This window comes from Pseudomonas sp. BIGb0558 (assembly GCF_024807515.1).
Classification (GTDB): Bacteria; Pseudomonadota; Gammaproteobacteria; order Pseudomonadales; family Pseudomonadaceae; genus Aquipseudomonas; species Aquipseudomonas yamanorum_A.
In genome coordinates this window covers 43,455-62,311 of record NZ_JANUEW010000030.1, presented here as the reverse complement: position 1 = coordinate 62,311, position 18,857 = coordinate 43,455, and the positions used below count along the sequence as shown (strand labels likewise).

14 protein-coding genes are annotated in these 18,857 nt (G+C 60.5%); 3 read left to right on the top strand and 11 right to left on the bottom strand.

Translation table 11 applies throughout. The features are described from left to right. Positions 1–9: 9 nt before the first annotated feature. The 11 genes from M2400_RS25890 to M2400_RS25840 all read right to left on the bottom strand — a co-directional run bounded on the left by M2400_RS25890 (position 10) and on the right by M2400_RS25840 (position 16,103). On the bottom strand, positions 10–936 hold the full coding sequence (locus M2400_RS25890) for a carbohydrate ABC transporter permease (protein ID WP_003215314.1): 927 nt from the start codon (positions 934–936) through the stop codon (positions 10–12). A 195-nt stretch (positions 937–1,131) separates the two neighbouring features. Then, positions 1,132–2,442 carry a sugar ABC transporter substrate-binding protein gene (locus M2400_RS25885; RefSeq protein WP_177044140.1) on the bottom strand — a complete coding sequence of 437 codons (1,311 nt, stop codon included), beginning with the start codon at positions 2,440–2,442 and terminating at the stop codon, positions 1,132–1,134. A gap of 278 nt (positions 2,443–2,720) precedes the next feature. Continuing rightward, a complete protein-coding gene (locus tag M2400_RS25880) occupies positions 2,721–3,626 on the bottom strand; it encodes an AraC family transcriptional regulator (RefSeq protein ID WP_177120934.1) in 906 nt (301 codons plus the stop codon). A 71-nt stretch (positions 3,627–3,697) separates the two neighbouring features. Further along, on the bottom strand, positions 3,698–4,981 hold the full coding sequence (locus M2400_RS25875) for a glycosyltransferase family 4 protein (RefSeq protein ID WP_259197366.1): 1,284 nt from the start codon (positions 4,979–4,981) through the stop codon (positions 3,698–3,700). Between the two features lie 89 nt (positions 4,982–5,070). Continuing rightward, positions 5,071–9,717, bottom strand: a complete 4,647-nt coding sequence (locus M2400_RS25870; protein WP_259197365.1) for a dermonecrotic toxin domain-containing protein — start codon at positions 9,715–9,717, stop codon at positions 5,071–5,073. A gap of 189 nt (positions 9,718–9,906) precedes the next feature. Continuing rightward, entirely contained in the window at positions 9,907–10,989 is a 1,083-nt protein-coding gene (locus M2400_RS25865; protein ID WP_259197364.1) for a nucleoside hydrolase, read from the bottom strand. A gap of 14 nt (positions 10,990–11,003) precedes the next feature. Then, a complete protein-coding gene (locus M2400_RS25860) occupies positions 11,004–12,314 on the bottom strand; it encodes an MFS transporter (protein WP_177116041.1) in 1,311 nt (436 codons plus the stop codon). A gap of 315 nt (positions 12,315–12,629) precedes the next feature. Further along, entirely contained in the window at positions 12,630–13,262 is a 633-nt protein-coding gene (locus tag M2400_RS25855) for an N-carbamoylsarcosine amidohydrolase (protein ID WP_259197363.1), read from the bottom strand. 137 nt (positions 13,263–13,399) lie between these two features. Further along, positions 13,400–14,152: an Asp/Glu racemase gene (locus tag M2400_RS25850; protein WP_177044133.1), complete on the bottom strand. Its 753-nt coding sequence runs from the start codon at positions 14,150–14,152 to the stop codon at positions 13,400–13,402. 11 nt (positions 14,153–14,163) lie between these two features. Then, positions 14,164–14,973 (bottom strand): alpha/beta fold hydrolase, encoded by an 810-nt coding sequence (locus M2400_RS25845; protein WP_259197362.1) that lies wholly within the window; start codon positions 14,971–14,973, stop codon positions 14,164–14,166. Continuing rightward, positions 14,970–16,103 (bottom strand): FAD-dependent monooxygenase, encoded by a 1,134-nt coding sequence (locus M2400_RS25840; RefSeq protein ID WP_177044131.1) that lies wholly within the window; start codon positions 16,101–16,103, stop codon positions 14,970–14,972. Before M2400_RS25840 ends, M2400_RS25845 begins: the two co-directional genes overlap by 4 nt. Positions 16,104–16,411: 308 nt before the next feature. On the opposite strand from M2400_RS25840, the gene M2400_RS25835 reads away from it, so the two are divergent. The 3 genes from M2400_RS25835 to M2400_RS25825 all read left to right on the top strand — a co-directional run bounded on the left by M2400_RS25835 (position 16,412) and on the right by M2400_RS25825 (position 18,841). Continuing rightward, positions 16,412–17,464: a 2,5-dihydroxypyridine 5,6-dioxygenase gene (locus M2400_RS25835; protein WP_177044130.1), complete on the top strand. Its 1,053-nt coding sequence runs from the start codon at positions 16,412–16,414 to the stop codon at positions 17,462–17,464. 190 nt (positions 17,465–17,654) lie between these two features. Then, positions 17,655–18,089, top strand: coding sequence for a MarR family winged helix-turn-helix transcriptional regulator (locus M2400_RS25830; protein WP_177044129.1), 435 nt, complete (start codon positions 17,655–17,657; stop codon positions 18,087–18,089). Positions 18,090–18,364: 275 nt separating this feature from the next. Further along, positions 18,365–18,841, top strand: coding sequence for a (2Fe-2S)-binding protein (locus tag M2400_RS25825; protein ID WP_177116042.1), 477 nt, complete (start codon positions 18,365–18,367; stop codon positions 18,839–18,841). Positions 18,842–18,857 lie beyond the last annotated feature (16 nt).

Sequence of the window (18,857 nt, the reverse complement as noted above, 5' to 3'; positions counted from 1 at the left end):
GCGCGGCCCTCAAGGCTTGTCAGTCAGGTTTTTGCCGATCATCCGCACCAGGATGATCGCCGCGATATTGGCGATGACCACGGCAATCAAGCCGCCGGCCGAGGCCATGCCCACATCGAACTGCACCAGCGCCTGGTTGTAGATCAGGTAGGCGAGGTTGGTCGAGGCGTAGCCGGGGCCACCGTTGGTGGTGGTGAAGATTTCCGCGAACACCGAGAGCAGGAAGATGGTTTCGATCATCACCACCACGGCAATCGGGCGTGCCAGGTGCGGCAGGGTCAGGTGCCAGAAGATCGCGATGGCGCCTGCACCGTCGAGGCGCGCGGCTTCCTTTTGTTCCTGGTCGAGGGACTGCATGGCGGTCATCAGCAGCAGGATCGCAAAGGGCAGCCATTGCCAGGACACGATGATAATGATCGACAGCAACGGGTAATGGGCCAGCCAGTCCACAGGCTGGGCGCCGAACAGCTTCCACACGTAGGCGAGAATCCCCGACACCGGGTGGAAAATCAGGTTCTTCCAGATCAGCGCCCCGACGGTGGGCATGATGAAGAACGGTGAAATCAGCAACACCCGCACCAGGCCGCGGCCGAAGAACTCGCTGGCCTCCAGCAGGGCGCTGATCAATACGCCGAACACCACGCTGATCAGCAACACGCTGCCCACCAGCAACAGGGTGTTGGTGGCACCGGGCAGGAAGCCCGAGTCAGTGATGAAGTAGGTGAAATTCTCCAGGCCCACGAATTGGTTTTCGCCGGGGTAGAGCAGGTTGTAGCGAATCAGCGAGAAGTACAGGGTCATGCCCAGCGGCACGATCATCCACAGCAGCAACAAGGCCACGGAGGGGCTGACGAGGAACCAGCCGGGGTTGATCAAGCGGCTTTTGCGCGGCTTGTCCGGCGTAGCTGTTTGCACTTGGGCAGTGGTGGTATTCATGGTGATCAGGACCAGTCAGGTACATGCAGAGCGAGAGTCGAAGCGCGGTCAATGTGGGAGCTGGCTTGTGTGGGAGCTGGCTTGCCTGCGATGGCATCCCCCCGGTTTAACTGACAGACCGAGGTGTCTGCATCGCAGGCAAGCCAGCTCCCACCAAGAGCCTTCCACATAAAGCATTACGGTGGCGTGCCCGCTTTACTTGGGATAACCGGCCCGCTTCATTTCGCGTTCGGTGAAGGTCTGGGAATCCGCCAGGGCCTTGTCCACCGTCGAGCCACCGGTCAGTGCGCTGGAGAAGAACTTGCCGACCTGGGTACCAATCGCCTGGAATTCAGGGATGGTCACCAACTGGATGCCCACATACGGCACCGGCTTGGCCGACGGGTCTTTCGGATCGGCGACTTTCAGCGATTCCAGCGTCACCTTGGCAAACGGTGCAGCCTTCATGTATTCGTCGCTGTAGGTCGACTTGCGGGTACCCGGCGGTACGTTGGCAATCCCGTCGGTCTTGGCGACCAACTGGCTGTATTCCTTGGACGTGGCCCAGGTGGTGAACACCTTGGCCGCGTCCTTGGCTTTGGAGCTGGTCGGAATCCCAAGGGACCACGAGTACAGCCACGACGTGCCTTTTTCGGTTTTCTCGTGCGGTGCAAAGGTGAAGCCGACGTGGTCAGCTACTTTGCTTTGGGTCTTGTCGGTCACGAACGAGCCGGCGACGCTGGCATCGACCCAGATCGCGCACTTGCCGCTGTTGAACAGCGCCAGGTTTTCGTTGAAACCGTTGCTGGAAGCACCCGGCGGGCCGGACTTCTTCATGTTGTCGACGTAGAAGTTCAGCGCGTCTTTCCACTCGGGACCGTTGAATTCCGGCTGCCATTTTTCATCGAACCAGCGCGCACCGTAGCCGTTGGCCAGGGTGGTGATCAGCGCCATGTTCTCGCCCCAGCCGGCTTTGCCGCGCAGGCACAGGCCGTACTGTTCCTTGTCCTTGTTGGTTAGCTTGGCGGCGAACTCGCCGATCTGTGTCCAAGTCGGATGCTCAGGCATGGTCAGCCCGGCGTCCTTGAACAGGTCGGTGCGGTAGTAGGTGATGGAGCTTTCGGCGTAGAACGGCAGGGCGTACAGCGAACCCTTGACGGAAAGGCCGTCACGCACGGAAGGGAAAACGTCGTCCAGGTCGTAGGAAGCAGGCAGGTCCTTCATCGGTTCCAGCCAGCCTTTGGCGCCCCAGAGTGCAGCTTCGTACATGCCGATGGTCAATACGTCGAACTGTCCGCCTTGGGTGGCGATGTCGGTGGTGAGGCGTTGGCGCAGCACGTTTTCTTCGAGTACCACCCAGTTCAGCTTGATCTCCGGATGCTCGGTCTCGAAGGTTTTCGAGAGTTTCTGCATGCGGATCATGTCGCTGTTGTTGACGGTGGCAATGGTCAGGGTTTGCGCGCCAAGACTGACGGCACTGAGGGTCATGCAGGTACAGGCAAGCAGAGCTTTAGCTGTGAACTTCATCGCGCACTCCATTTCTGCGCCCAGGGGCTACAGAAGGACAGTTATTGTTGTTGTGTCTTCCACGACAGCTGGAAGAGTGTGCGTTGATTACAGCCTTCAATTGGCGTGGTGACAAATCCTTGGGAGCACTTCTACTGATACTTTTTTGCACTCGGCGGATTTTCGGTGGAAACACGGTGCAAATGTGGGAGCTGGCTTGCCTGCGATGGCGGTGTGTCAGTCACGGCGCTATCGCAGGCAAGCCAGCTCCCACAGGAAAGCGGGCCCGCGTTTGTTCTTCAGGCGAGGTTTTGCTCGGTCAGGCGCTGCACCGCCAGGCGCCGGTAGTGGGACGGGGTCATGCCCTTGAGCTGCTGGAAGCGGCGGTTGAAGTTGGAAATGTTGTTGAAACCCGACTCGAAGCACACATCGGTCACGGCCTTGTCGCCATCGGCCAGCAGCTCGCAGGACTTGCTGATACGCAGGCGGTTGACGAATTCGATGAAGGTGCGGCCCGTGGCCTGCTTAAACACGCGGGAGAAGTAAGTGGGCTTCATGCCGAGGTATTCGGCGACTTCTTCCAGGGACAATTCCCGCGCGTAGTGGGCAAAAATGTAGTCCACCGCGCGGTTGGTGCGGTCGATGCTGTGTTCGTCCGCCAGTTGCGGGGTGGTCACGCCGGAGAGCAGTTGGTAGTCCTCGCAGGCACTGAGCACTTCCATCAGGATGAAAAAGTGCCCCAGGCGCGCCATGCCTTGGGCGTCCTCGATGCGTTGCATCAGGGTCACGGCCTGGGCGATGGTCTTTTTGCAGCGAAATTCGATGCCGTACTGCGCCCGCTCCAGCAGTGGGGTGAGGGTCTTGAGCTCGGCAAAGACGTGGCTGCCGCCTTCGAACAGCTCGTCGGTGAAATTCACCAGCATGTCGCGCTTGGGCACCACTTCGTCCTCGGCCACCTGGCTGATCCAGTTATGGGGCAGGTTGGGGCCGGTGAGGAACAGGCTTTCCGGATAGAAGTTGCCGATGTAGTCGCCGATAAACACCTTGCCGGAGCTGGCGACGATCAGGTGCAGCTCGTATTCCTTGTGGAAATGCCAGCGCACCAACGGGCACGGGAAGCCGTGTTGGCGATAGATGATGGACAGACCGTTGTGATCGTCCATCAGCTCGTAGGAAGGGTCGGTGATTCTCGCTGCTCGGGTCATGCTGCCGTCGCTTTATTGTGGTTGCGAAAAGGATAATGCCCCCTTGCGCGCCACCTCGCCAGCGTCTGTGTTTATAGGGTGCGGTTTTTCGCCTCGATCCACTGCGCCATGTACTGGGTACTTTTGTGCAGATGGTGACGCAGCATGCTGCCGGTGAAGTTGTTGCGCCGGTGCGCGGCCAGCTCGCTGCGGCATTGTTCCAGGCGCGCCACCAGGGCCGGGCCGTGGAGGTCCTGGGCGTAGCGGCGGGCCAGTAATTGCCGGCCGTCTTCCTGGGCCTGGGTCCAGCGTTCCTGGTCTTGATACAACGCAACCGCCTCGGCCGCCAGGGCCGTGGCGCGGTGCTCGACCGCGCCGGGCCACGGCTCACCCATGGCTTCGGCGCCAATCGGAGTAGTGACGCTGGGCGTGCCACAGAGCATTGCGTCGGCCAGTTTGCCCTTGATCCCGGCGCCAAACCGCAACGGCGCCAGGCAGATACGCGCCGCCGTCATGACCTGCAAGGCGTCTTCCGCCCAGTTCATCACATGAAAGCCCTGGGCCGGGTTGTGCAGGGCGGTGGCCTTGGGCGGGGTGTAGGCGCCATACACGTGGAGTTGAGCGCCGGGCAGTTGCTGGCGGATCAGCGGCCACACGCTGTTCTTCATCCACAGCACTGCATCCCAGTTCGGTGCATGGCGGAAGTTACCGATGCTCAGGAAGTGCGCGCGGTCTTCGAACGGCGCGAAGGCGTCTACGGGCGGTGTCAGCATCAGCGGGCACCAGTGGAGCAGGGCGGCGGGCACCTTGAAGTGCTCGGTCAGCAAGCGGCTTTCCACGTCGGAGATCATCAGGCTGATGTCGCAACGGTAGATCGCCGCGATCTCGCGTTTGGCCACGTCGGTGTCGGCCATGTAATCGAATTCGGCGGCCAGGTCCGGATTGAACAGAGGGCCGAAGTCGTCAGCGTCGGGTTCTGCCTTCAGGAAGTCCTTGAGGCGCTGGTGGCGGGCGTCTCGCAGGCTTTGCAGATCGCACGTCTCCAGCACGCGAAGGGCATTCGGGCAGCATTTTTCCACACGCCAACCGAACTGCTCTTCCATCATGAAACGGTCGAACAGCACGATATCCGGGGCCAGTTCGGTGATGAAATCATCGAAACTGCTGTTATTCAGCTCAATTGCACATTCGCGAATGCCCAGGGCGGGCAAGTCGGCCTTGTGCTCGCCGGTGACGGCCGGGCTGCTGAAGGTGATGTCCCAGCCTTGGGACAGGAAGCTCTCGAGGATCTGCATCATGTGCCCGCCGGCCGCCGAAGAGCGGGGCTCTGGCCAGACATAACCAATGACCAGGACTTGGGTGGCGGACGGGTTCATGAGCAGGGCGTTCCTATGGGCAAAAAAACGGCGCGATTAAACCACAATTGGCCTGATATCGCGCCGCCTTGTGATTGCGTATCGGCGGATCAGGCGCTCAAGGCCTGCTGGACGTACCCATAGCCATCCGGGCTTTTCGGTAAATTGAACAGGGTATTCGTCCAGTTGTTATCGAGGGGGCTCATGTTGGGGTTCGCGCCCTCCCGGATCTTCCATCCCAAGGCATCCCATCTTTTCATGGCGGCCTCCAGCTCGGCGGTGTATTGCCGGGCGGGGCAGGCTATTTCGGCCCACGGATCAACGATCCAGGCGTCAGCCCATTCGGCTTGCGAGAAGTCGACGGTATCGCCAGGCAATATCGACGGGCCGCCAACGACGGTGAAGGCGTGAGCGTCGCCCGCGCCCCAGGTATAGGCCTTGCCACCGCTTTTCGTGATGATATCCCTGGCGAGCAGGCTCATTTCGCCACAATTTCCGGCCCCGCTTTTCATGGCCTGAGCCCCAAGGTCATGGGTCCTTGGATTCGCGGTTTTGCGCAACCATCCAATGGTTTGGCTGGCAGCATCGGCTCGTTTTATATCGGCGATTGAATGTACCTGGTTGCTGGGGCCCAGCCCGGTGGCCTTCATCGCACGGTCTACCGACTCCTTTGCCTTCTGCGCATAAAACTGGTTTTTTTGTGCTTCGGTCAGCCCGGCGAAGTTATCGGGTTTTGTCAGGGCCGATATCTTGTTTGGCATCATGGAAATATTGGCGCTGCCAAGCGCGCCTCGTGTTTGTAGTTGGAACACCACCTCACGCTGCTGCTCGACAGTCATCGTGGCGACCTTGTTTTTGAGTTCAGCGATGTCCGCTTTCGAGTAGCCATTTTTTTCCAGTGACCTGTAAGCGTCCTTCAATTTAGGCAATGCAATAAAGTTGGCGTCATTCGGATGGGCCGAATTGCCCTGGCGTATATAAAATTTTGATCGATATTTTTTTGCCAGCGCCAATTCAAAGTCTGTCGCGCCGCATTTGATGAATGTCACCTCCGTTGCCGGCGGCGTGCTGAGCTTCACGTAATAGAATTCAGCGGTATCCGCCTCAACCACCAGGTATTGGGAGGGGTCACCTGCTTTAGGGCTGGACACCACAACGCCGCGCATCTCACGTTGATCGTTGACGCCAGGGCTGATGCTGCCGAGCTTCACCACACGTGTTTCTGCCTCAAGGAATTTGTTGGTGGTTCCAGAGGGGAGGCCGAAGTGTGGATCGTCGATTATTTTCCCGTCGATAAGTGTTTTGTATTCGATAGGCTTTTGGGTAGGAAGCGGTACGAGCTTGGTGCCCGTTTCAGTATCGAGCATCTTGTGCAGGCGTCTTTCCCGAACCACGAACCGGTCACTGTTGAACAGTTTGCGCGGGGAAGGCAACAGACGCTCGTGCTCCAGCGCCTGTAACTCCAACTGCAGCTCGTTGCCAGTGTTGACGATGATTCTGGAGAAGCACTCATCGTTGGCGCCGCGTTTCGCTCTCCCGACAGGCGCCGCTGGCGCCGGGCAAAAGGCTTCGTAGTTCTGCAGCTCCGCTTCTGGCCCGGCTGATTCCAGGTCCGTCAGTTGGCCGGGTTGTCTGGCGTTGTAGCGATAGACCTTCTCGCCATCCACTACATCAAAGCCGTCGGAGCGTGAGATGACATAGGCATCTTCTGCCAACGATTGTTCGGTGACCAACGCCTTGGTGCCGTCAAAGAAGGTTTCACTTTGCAGTGGGAGCGTTGATGGGGTTCGGGCGTCCGGCAGGGCGAATGGATCTTCAGGACCGCTGCTTGCACCCACGGAAAACAGGGTGTTGAGGGAGCCATCCGCAGCTTTGAGTGCGCCATCACGGCGCTCGGCCAAGGTGTCACCCGAAACCGATTTTTCTACGCCAAGGGCTGTTTCAGCGATCGCGGCGGCGGTCGCCACCCCCCTGGCGAGGATGCCCGTGGGAGCCAACTTTGCCAGCAATCCTGTCCCAACCGTGATGTCGTTGAGCCAAGCGTCGCGAATGACCTCGCTGTTTGATTTGATCGCCAAGTCCGCATCACTGCTCGTGCGTTTTTCGGTTATCTGCGTGATGTGCTGGAAGACATCGCCGTGAATACTGATGTTGGCACGATCAATGGTGATGCCTTCCTCCAGGTCCCACTGGTTTGTCCCGAGCCTGGCCAGCGAGGTGTCGACGCCGTAATAGCTGATACCGTCCTGCCGGTCGTACACGGAGAAGTGCGACGCCAGGTCCTTGCGCTTCTTCGGATCCCGGGCTTGGTCGACGATCCACTGGTCCATCTTTTCCAGAGAGTCGAAGCGAACAAAGTCCGGGTCGCCTCCTGGCACGTAAAGCACCTGTCTGCCATCACGCCGGCCATTGGAGTAGAGGTATTGTCCATCGTCCTGGGCGGTGAAACGCACAATATCGGAACCATAGCCATTGATATCCAAGGGGTGGGCCCGGACAACGCCGCGTGTCGATGTGGATGCCTGCAACTGCGCTACGGTGATCGGGGCGCGCTCATTCAACGAAACATTCGACGCCGCCCCCATGACCAGCAGGTAGTCCTCGCGCGTGAATTTATGCTCATCGGCAAGCTTTGCCTGCTCTGCCGGGGAAAGCGCTTCATAGGCCAGCAATTGCTGGCGGGCCTGGGCAATAAACCGGCCTTTGAGGATCGAGCGAAAATCGCTACGGTGCTGATCCCAGAAGTTATCCAGCTTGGTAGTCGTGATCGTCTGGAGATCCGTTTTCCAGCTTTCGTTCATCACCTCTGAGGGGGCAAGTGCAATTTTGTGGTGTTCTCCATAACCCTCTGGGTCGGTGTACAGGCCCGAGGTGGCGTCGAGCATGCCAGGAACCCAGTCGGCCTCACTGAAGTTCTTCAATAAGGCATCCGGCAAGCGCAGTGAGCTTTTGATCCTCCGGTGGGAAAGTTCTTCGGACGTGCGGGCCGTGTCAAACCGGTTGTGGTAAATCGTGTCGGCATCCACCGTCTTGCCCGTGAGCTTGAATATGATCGCCTCGGCAGATTTCTTCGCTTCAGCACGTGCGTTGGGCAGTGCCGCGGCGTTGGTGCTGGCAATGTTTTCAAACTTGCTTTTTTCAGCCATGGCGCGGGCAAGGTTGTCGTAATAGGTATCCGCTTGCTGCTTATGCGTTTCAAGGGATGGGATCGAATGCTCCGGAGTTGCCGGCGTGGAATCGAAAGCCCCTCTATGTTCAAGATAGTCGGCCCGCTCCCGGGCTTGAGCGGCCGTGTCAGTGGGCGGCTCATTGTAAAAGCCGGCGACCATGCTCATTGGCACGTCGATAAAGTGGCTCAAGCGGGGCACCTGCAATGACTGGTCAGAACCTGGTGCGATGAGTTTGCCTGTTGCCAGGAGCGGGCCGGCGATCCCTGCCCACCCTGAGTCGTCTGATAGCTCAAAGGTTTTCAGTGCGCCGTGCACCGTGGCTGTCGCTTGCCCGGTCGCGGGAATAACCGTGAACGTACCGGGGTCAACGTTTTGCCGGACCAGCCATGCCTGGACCACCTCGCTGTCGAGCAAGCCGCGGTAAAGTTCGAGCCAGCGGCCCAGCAGTGAGTGCCGTGGAACCGTGACGAGCGCCTCTGACTGACCTTCGGCGGCTTTTCTCAGTGCTCTGGAATAGGCGATCGTCAGGATTGTCTCTTCGGAAAAGAGCTCGGCATTGCCGGTCAGGTAGGTGACAAGCTGGTCGATTTGCTCCCTGCTTTCCGGCAGTGGCTTGCCCAGGGTTTTCAGGAAACCCTCCAGGCTGGCAGAGGCCCCAGGCTCAGTTGCGTGCAGTTGGCTATAGGTTGAGCCAGCCTGGATATCTACCTTGGTGTTGGCCAACACATGCGGGAGCGTTGCCGGGGTGATTCGGCCCGAGCCCAGGCGGGCACTGATGACCTTCAGTTCCTGCGCGAGGTTATTCCGATCATAGATATCGCCAACGATTCTGCGATGAATTGCCAGCGTCTGTGGACCGCGCGCTTTCTCTGATTTGAGGACGGACTTGAAACTATCGTCGTAGAACGCCTTTACCATCGAGGCGTTTAGCGTACCGCTCATTACCTCAGTGTAGGACAGGGGCGTTGGCAGCCCGATGGCAATGACGACAGCTTCTGCGATTGCCAGGTTCCGGATCGCGATATTTGAGGAACCTTCGCTTTCGGTTGTGAACCTCACCAACCTGCCGTTGATCATGCCGTTGAGGCTCGACTTAGAAGGCAGAAACTTAATGCTCGACGCATCAAGGCCGGTTTCCTGGATAAAGGCCTGAAATGCAGGGCTGCTCAGTACAGCGCGCAATTGGGTTAACCATTGCCCAAGGGTCGACGAAGGCGGCACGTGAAGAGGCGCGGTCTGCTGATCGTCCGTCTGCGCCAGGATTTGCGCCACCTGCGCGTCGGCCTCGGCGCGGGTTGATGTGTTCGGATCACTGCTGACGCTGGACTCTGAAAGACTGCGTTGCCTGGCCAATGGCATTGGCGGCGCAGAGGGTGGTGCGCCTTCCAATGCCTGGCGCACCAGCCCGAACCCCGAGCGTTTCGGAAACGGCACGACTTCCTTGCCACCCGGTTCGGGCGGCGCATCACGGGGGGGCGTGGTGAGTGGCAGCAGCGTGTTGGGTGAGTCGAGGGGCCGGATGCCGGTGCTATCGTCCGCAAGCATCTGTGTGGTGGAAGCTGGGAAATGGGACTCGACACTTCTCATGGAAGCTCCTTGAACTAGGGAGGCCGGACCAGGAATGGCCGAACTTACCCGCCTGTGTCGAGTCGCGCGCCGTAGGCGTTCCGAGAAATACTCTTCGGAGTTTGGCGGGGTATTTCAAGGGGAGATAGCAAAAGCGGCAGGGTGCCCGTTGGCCTGGCCTCTGCAGGAGGCGCAACGGGTGAGTGTTATTTATGGCGTTGTTTTTACCGGTGCTGGCAATGTCACCAGCCCGACATAGCCGTCCCAGAACTGCTTCTGGTCCACGCCAAACACCACCTTGGCCTTCTGCGTGCCCACCGGCGCGCCTTTGTTGTAGCCCAGTGCCCGGCCGTAATCGGCGCCGAAGGTGGCGTCCACGTCCACCCACAGTTCACGGGATTCGGTGACGATCCCGGGGTTCACAAGAAACAGCGCTGGCAGGCTGTCCCAGGTGAAGCTGTGGTAGGACGGGTCTTTGGCAAACAGCGGGCCGAACTCGTGCTTATAGAGATCGGCAATTGCGCCCTTGTGCGCAATCACCCGCTCATACACTGACTTGTCGAAGGTGACTTTCTCACAGACATCGTTGGGGAAAATCACGTGTTCGATGGGCGAGCGCAACACGATCTTCGCCGCCTCCGGGTCGAACCACCAATTGAACTCCGCTGCCGGCGTGGTGTTGCCCGGAATCTCCAGGGCGCCGCCCATGTACACGATACGCTTGATCAGCGGCACGATGTCCGGCGCCGACCGAATCGCCAGGGCGATGTTGGTCAGCGGGCCTACTGCCAGAATCGTCACCTCGTGCGGGTTGGCGCGCACGCTGTCGACGATGAACTGGGCGGCGGTTTCCTTGCGCAGTTTGGTGTGGGTGGCCAGGCCGTCCGGCGGCGCGACCAGTTGGGAGGCACTGGTGGGGCGCGGGTTCTTGAACGCCCCGGGCCAGCCGGAGCCGAACAGGGCCTTTTCCGCCTCGTAGGTGGCGTAGTCATGCAGCAGCGGGTAGGCGGCGCCGGAGTACACGCCGACTTCCTTTTCCACGCCCATGCGTTCCACGGCCTTGAGGGCGTCCACCTGTTCCTGGTCGACCCAGGCGTTGCCGCTGACCAGGGTCATGCCCAGCAGGTCGATGCGTTTTTGCCCATGCAACTGGGCGAGCATGATAAAGGCCTGGCCGTCATCGTTGAGCACGTTGAAGTCAGTGTCGAAGATGACTTTTTCTGCGGCCTGCGCCGTACCGGCACACAGGCCGACGGCGACAAGCAGGGCACAGCGCTTGATGAAACCTTGCATGGAGACTCACCCTATTAGCGGTTGACCAGTTTCGCCGGCAAGGCGATGACCAGGAAGCTGCTGAGAATCAGGCAGCCGGCAAAAAACCACAAGGCCCCGGCACTGCTGCCGGTGACGTCAATCGCTACCCCCATCAACGAGTTACTCACCAGGCCGGCGATGTTCGCCAGCGAGCAGGCCAGGGCAAACCCGGTGGCCGCTGCAGTGCCTTTGAGAAAGGTCGCCGGCAGGCTGAAAAACACCGGCACCGCACCGATGATCGCCGCCGAGGCAATCGCAAACAGGGCCACGGTGGCGACCACGTTATGGGTGAAGAAGGTGCTGGTGGCCATCGCCGCCGCGCCGATGAAAAACGGCACGATGATGTGCCAGCGGCGTTCACGGTGTTTGTCGGAGCTTGCGCCGATCAGCAGCATGCCCAGCAGGGCCGCCACGCTGGGCAGGGCGGTGAGGATGCCGATGTGGAAGGTGTCGGTGATGCCGGCGTTGCGGATGAAGGTCGGCATCCAGAAGCCCATGGCATAGGCGCTGAGCAGGATCGAGAAGTCGATGCCGCCGAGCATCCATACCTTGAGGTTGAAGAAGCCGTCGCGGAAGCTGTGCTTGCTGTCGGTGCCGTCGGCATCGTCTTTGCGCAGTTCGCTTTCCAGCAGGGTCTTTTCTTCCGGCGACAGCCACTTGGCTTGCTGGTAGGTATTGGGCAGCGCCCAGAAGGTCCACACCCCGAGCAGCACGCTGGGCACCGCCTCGATCAGGAACAGCCACTGCCAGCCGCGCAGGCCGGCCATGTTGTCGAAGTGGCCCATGATCCAGCCGGACAACGGGCCGCCGATCACGCTGGAGAGTGGCAGGCCGATCATGAACAGCGCGATGATCCGCCCGCGGCGATGGGTGGGGAACCAGGTGGTCAGGTAATACAGCACGCCTGGCAGGAACCCGGCCTCGGCCGCGCCCAGCAGGAACCGCAGGATGTAGAACTGGGTGGTGGAGGTGACCAGCATGGTGCAGGCCGAGAGCAGGCCCCAGGTGATCATGATGCGGGCGATCCAGATCTTCGCGCCGACCTTTTCCAGGATCAGGTTGCTCGGTACTTCGAAAATGATATAGCCGACAAAAAACAGGCCGGCGCCGAGGCCGAACGCGGTTTCGCTGAAGTGCAACTGGTCGAGCATCTGCAGTTTGGCGAAGCCGATATTGATACGGTCCAGGTAGGCGGCGAGGTAGCAGAAACACAGGAACGGAATCAGCTTCCAGGTGATCTTGTGGTAGAGCGTGTGGACCGGATCGGCGACCGTAGTCGCGGGCGCTGCATTCGCAATGGGCATTGGGGTGTCTCCTGGCGGTGACTTATGGTTTTTATACAGCCGCTTTTTCAGCACTTCGGAGTGCTGTGAAAGCGACTTCCAAAGGCAGTGACAGAAGACTGGGAGCTGCACTGGTTTTCCACTGTAGGAGCTGGTTTCTGTGGGAGCTGGGCTTGTCCGCGATAGCATGCGACTCGGGGTGTCAGGTACATTGAGTCGATGCTATCGCAGGCAAGCCAGCTCCTACAGGTTGCAGCGTCTACCTTTGAATGAATTCCAGGGTGAGCTCTCAGTTTTTTCCGGACCACGCTCTTTGTCGTGGTTCCTGTTGACGCGTTATTGCTCCTTGAACTTGCTCATCGCCTCCTGCTTGCTGACCACGTCGCCGTACTTGCTGTCGATATCAAACAGGTTGGCTTCATGGGGAGCCGGGTGGCGGTCGCCGACGCATTCGCGCACGACGATGGTGCGAAACCCGTGTTGCACGGCGTCCACCGCGGTGGCGCGGATGCAGCCGCTGGTGGAGCAACCGGCGAGCACCACGGTGTCGATGCCCTGGGCGTGCAGCATCGGGGCCAGGCTGCTGCCGAAAAACGCGCTGGCGTATTGTTTGGTGATCACCACTTCATTGGCCAGGGGCAGGACTTCGGGGCAGAAGGCGGCGAGGGGGTTGCCCTCGACCATGTCTTTCATCACCGGGGCCTTTTTTACCCAGATACCGCCGTCGGCGAAATGGCCGGGATGGTAGCGGATATTGGTGTGCACCACGTTGATCCCGTGGCGGCGTGCGCTGGCCAGCAGTTCGATGCTTTCGGTCACGGCACTGACCACGCCCGGCGCGAACAAGGGCGCGCCTTCGGTGGTGTAGCCTTGCATGAAGTCGATCATCAGCAGGGCGGACTTTTTTCCGAAGCCGATTCGGTTGCCCCAGACACCCTGGTAGTTGGCGTCGGCGGATTGGTCGCTCATCTTTCAGTCCTCGGTAATGGACAGTGCACATACCTTGTGGCGAGGGAGCTTGCTCCCGTTGGACTGCGTAGCAGGCCTATTTTTTGGGGGCGCTTCGCACCCCAGCGGGAGCAAGCTCCCTCACCACAAAAGCGTTTTTAGTAGGCGCCGGAGAGCAGGGCGCCGGCGCCCGGGACGATGGGTTCCAGGTCCAGGGCCTTGAGCATGGCGTAGGTGGTGGCAATGGCGGCGGTGAGGACCGGCAGGCCGGTTTGCGCTTCGACCTTGGCCACCACCGGTAGCGACTGCATTTGCACGCAGGCCGACAGCACGATCACGTCGACGCCTTCCAGGTTCATCCCGGCAACGATGGCCGGCAGCTTGGCCGGGTCGTGGCGGGCCACTTCGAGGTTGTCGGGGATTTCCAGGGCGCGCCAGTCCACCACTTCAAAGCCTTCTTCGCGGATGTAGTTCACCACCAGTTCGGTCAGCGGCTTCATGTAGGGCGCGACGATGGCGATGCGCTTGGCGCCCATCACTTTCAGGCCTTCGATCAAGGCGCCGGCACTGGTGATCACCGGGGCGTTGGCGTCATTGTCGGCGGTGGCCTTGCGCAGGCGTTGCTCGGAGTTGCGGTGGTAGCCCAATCCCATGGCCATGATTGCCACCAGGCAGGCGTAACCCAGCACGTCGACCTTGGCGTCGGACAGTTCGATGGCGCAACGGTCGGACTCGCCATCCATCGCCGCCAGTTCTTCCTTGCGCACCTGCTTCATGCGCATGCGGCTGGAGTGAAAGGTGAAACGTTCCGGGCGGATTGCCTGGCGCGCGTTGAGCATCGCCGGAATCTCGGTTTCCATGGTGGTGTTGGAACTCGGCACGATCTGGCCGATGCGGTAAGGCTTGAGCATGGTGGTCTCCGTTATGCAGTCAGGGGCTGGCCGAGGAAGTCGCCGAAGGCTGCGAAAAAGCCTTCAAGGTCGTCCCAGGGGATCATGTGTCCGGCATTCGGCACATGGGCCACCTGCAGGCTTGGCTGTAACTGCCGGACTTCCTCGACATCTTCGGGCTGAATAACACCGCCGCGTCCGGCAACAATCAACAGGACAGGCGCCTCCAGGTGCGGCAGGTCCTGATGGAAGTCGACGGTATGGAAGTCATTGAACGCGCGCACGATGGCCGGTTCGTAGCAGGTGTGCAGCCATTCAGCGCGCAATTGCAGTTGCTCGTCGGTCCAGGTGGCGCAGAAGGCGCGCATGGCCTCGGCGTCCATACCCACCAGCGACTGGCGAATCGAATCGACGTACCACGGCAGTTTGCTCGGGTATTCACGGCGGCCGGGGCCGGACACTGGCGGGTCGATCAACACCACTCGGTTGACACCTTGAGGGTGGCTCACTGCACTGCGCACGGCAAACCGCGCGCCCATGGAATGGCCCACGAGGTGATAGCTGTCGAGCTTCAAGGCATCGGCAAACGCACCAATGTCATCGGCACAGGTGTCGGCGCTGTAATCCAGTTCCGGGCCGGTGGACGACAGGCCGCGACCACGCACATCCAGCACATAGGTATCGAAATGCAGGCCCAGGCGCTCTGCGACAAAGCCCCAGGTAATCGCCGGGCTGGTAATCCCGGGGATCAGGATCAGTGCCGGGCCCTTGCCGCCGTAGCGCAGGTAATGCTGGCGAATGCCGTTGGCCTGGACGTTGCCGCCGTAGAGAAAGCTGCTCACGCGGCCACCCCCGATTTCAGCTGTTGGGCGTAGAGGTCATAGCCGTAGACCCAGTCCGGGTCTTCCTGGGTGCGCAGCCAGGTGTTGGCGTTGGACACGGCCTGTACCCGGGAAGCACGTTCCTTGCGGTTGGCTTCATACAGTTCGAAGGCGGTGCGGTAGTCGCTGATGCCGGTTTCCTGCAGGCAGCGGGTGAGCATCGCTGCGTCTTCGATGGCCATGCCGGCGCCCTGGGCCATGTGCGGCTTCATCGGGTGGCAGGCATCGCCCAGCAATACCAGGCGGCCACGGCTCCACAGCGGCAGCGGGTTACGGTTGCGCAGCGGCCACTTGGTCACGCTTTCGGTGGATTCGATCAGCGCCTGGACAGTGGGGTGGTAACCCTTGAAGGCGTCGAACATCTCTTCGCGGCTGCTGTCGACGAAGGCACCCTGGAAGTCCCATTCCGGGTGCGGCACGCCGGTGACGTAGTAGTACTCGTCGCGCTTGCCGGTGGTGTAGTAGACCATCATGTGCCGGTCCTCGGTCCACCACTTGATGCAGTCTTCGAACTTGAGGTCGTACTTGGCCAGTTGATCGCCACGGATCAGCGCACGGTGGGCGACCCAGCCGCTGTACAGCGGCTTTTCGGCACCCAGCAGCTCTTCGCGAATGCGTGAGTTGATGCCGTCGGCGCCGATCACGATGTCGGCGTAGGTCACTTCGCCGTCGGCAAAGGTCAGGCGCACCTGGGTGTCGGTTTCTTCGAGGGTTTCCAGGCGTTTGTTGAAGTGCAGGGTGCCGGGCTTGAGGGTGGACATCTGCAGCGCGTGCAGGTCACCACGGTGCACGGTGATGTAGGACGCGCCGTAGCCGGTCAAAGGGATGCGTGACAGGTAGTCGCCGGTTTCACCGTCGCGGCTGAACCAGTGCTCGGGGTGCGAGCCCATCAGGTCCAGCTGCTTTTCGATGCCCATGCGCCGGAAGATTTTCATGATGTTGGGCCCCATGTGGATCCCGGCACCCAGGCGGGAAAACTCCGGCGCCTGTTCAAAGATGTCCACGTCAAACCCTGCTTGTTGCAGCAGGGTGGCAGCGGCGGCACCGCCAAGGCCGGCGCCGACGATTGCGATTTTTTGTGTGCTTCCCATGGGGCGTGGTCCTCTTTTTCGAATGATGGCCGGCGGCGTCTGTCCGCAAGGTTTTTAAAGTGTATACGCTCATTTTTTCAAATGAAAAGCCCACGCCTGAAAAATTGTTTTTTTGGCCATATGGATCCCATGTAACCGTTTATCTCCATATTTTATTGGTTATGTGTGAATTGGTAACGTTTTGGCGTGGCGCTTGCAGTCCATGCCGAAATCAGTTCTTATCTTGGATAAATGGCGTATACGCTATAAAAATGCACTAGAGTGAAGCGCACTGCCAGATCTTGGTGCAGCCGCTGAGGAGAGAGGAAATGCCAGTAAGTGATTGCGAACTGACCCAGATGTTTGAGCACGTGTTGAAGCTCTCTAAGGTCGACCCGACCCAGAGCGTCGCCGTGCTCAAGAGCCATTACTCCGACCCGCGCACCGTGCGCGCCGCCATGGACGCGGCGCAGCGCCTGGGGGCCAAGGTGTACGCGGTGGAACTGCCGTCGTTCAACCATCCTCGGGCGATGGGCAATGACATGACTGCCTATTGCGGCGACACCGCGCTGACCGGCAACATCGCGGCCCAGCGGGCGCTGGAGGCGGCCGACCTGATCGTCGACACCATGATGTTGCTGCACTCGCCGGAGCAGGAGCAGATCCTCAAGACCGGCACACGCATCCTGCTGGCGGTGGAACCCCCGGAAGTGCTGGCGCGCATGCTGCCGACCGAGGAAGACAAGGTGCGGGTACTGGCCGCCGAACAACTGCTGAAAAAGGCCCGCTCGATCCACGTCAAATCCCGCGCCGGCAGTGATTTCCGCGCGGCGTTGGGGCAATACCCGTCAGTCACCGAATACGGCTTTGCCGACGAACCGGGACGCTGGGATCACTGGCCGAGCGGCTTCCTGTTCTCCTGGCCCAACGAAGAAACCGCCGAAGGCGTACTGGTGCTGGACATCGGCGACATCCTGCTGCCGTTCAAGACCTACACCCGGGAGAAAATCACCCTGGAGATCGAAAAGGGCTTCATCACCAGAATTCATGGCGGGTTCGAGGCCGAATACCTGCGCGACTACATGAAATACTTCAATGATCCCGAGGTGTACGGCATCTCCCACATCGGCTGGGGCCTGCAGCCACGGGCGCAATGGACGGCCATGGGCCTGCACGACAAGAACGACGGCATGTGCATGGACGCCCGGGCGTTCTACGGCAACTTCCTGTTCTCCACCGGCCCGAACACCGAAGTCGGCGGCACCCGCAAAACGCCGTGCCACATGGACATCCCGCTGCGCAACTGCGACGTCTACCTCGATGATGAGGCCGTCGTCATCGCCGGCGACGTCGTAGCCCCCCCAGCCTCCCTGGCACGCTAAAAACCCCCTGTAGGAGCTGGCTTGCCAGCGATAGCGGAGTGTCAGACAACACAGAGCTGGCTGATCCCCCGCAATCGCAGGCAAGCCAGCTCCCACATGCGATTCGGTTCCTTCAGTGGCTGATGCTTGAGTCCAACCCACAACCCCGCCATCATGCCACCCCATCGACCACCGCCTTCCCGAGCCCGCCGTGCCTGATTCCTACGTTTTCTCCGAGCAAGTTGGCCACCTGCTGCGCAAGGCCTACCAGCGCCACCTGGCGATCTTCCAGCAGAACGTCGGCGACTCCCAGCTCACCGCCGTGCAGTTCGTCACCCTCTGCGCCCTGCGCGATCATGGTGCAAGCTCGCTGACCGAACTGGTCAAGGCCACCGCCGTCGACCAGGCCACCATCCGCGGCATCGTCGAGCGGCTCAAGGCCCGCGAACTGATCACCCTCGAGCCCGACCCCCAGGACAAGCGCAAAGTCGTGGTCAACCTCTCTGCCTCCGGCGCCACGCTGGTGCAGCAAACCGTGCCCTGCGCCGCGACCATCACCGAACTGACCCTGAGCAACCTCAACCCCGCCGAGCGCGTGGCCGTGCTGTTCCTGCTACGCAAAATGATCGACGACCCCCAAAACTGATACCCCCCCCAGGGCTGAAACCCAACCCCTTTTGTGGCGAGGGAGCTTGCTCCCGCTGGGTTGCGAAGCGACCCCAAAAAATGGGCCTGCTGCGCAGTCCAGCGGGAGCAAGCTCCCTCGCCACAGGAACTCACCCATCTTCTGGCACCGTTTTTGCTCTGCTTGATGTAGTAACCACTTCACCAGAAAAGTGTGTCGCGAGACCCCAGGTACGCGACGCTTTTTTTTGACTACTTGATGTAGTGGGCACTTCACCAAAGCCATGGGCGACACGAATGATCAGCCAGCACATCACGGTAACGCTTGAGGTCAACGGCCACACCACACAAGTCAGCGCGATGGCCGACACCCCGCTATTGCTGATCCTGCGCAATGACCTGCAACTCAACGGCCCCAAATACGGCTGCGGCCTGGGGGAGTGCGGCGCCTGCACGGTGATCATCGATGGCGTGGCCGCACGCTCCTGCGTCTTCCCCCTGTCGGGCGCCGTGGGCCGAGACATCGTCACCCTCGAAGGCCTCGGTACGCGCGAAACCCCGCACCCGGTGCAACAAGCCTTTATCGACGAGCAGGCCGCCCAGTGCGGCTACTGCCTCAACGGCATGATCATGACCGCCAAGGCCTTGCTCGACCGCAACCCCAACCCCAGCGAAGCCGAGGTGCGCACCGAACTGTCGGGCAACCTGTGCCGCTGCGGCACCCATATCGAAATCCTCCGCGCGGTGCTGCGTGCCGCCCGCCAAACGCCTTGAACGTGGATCGATGACC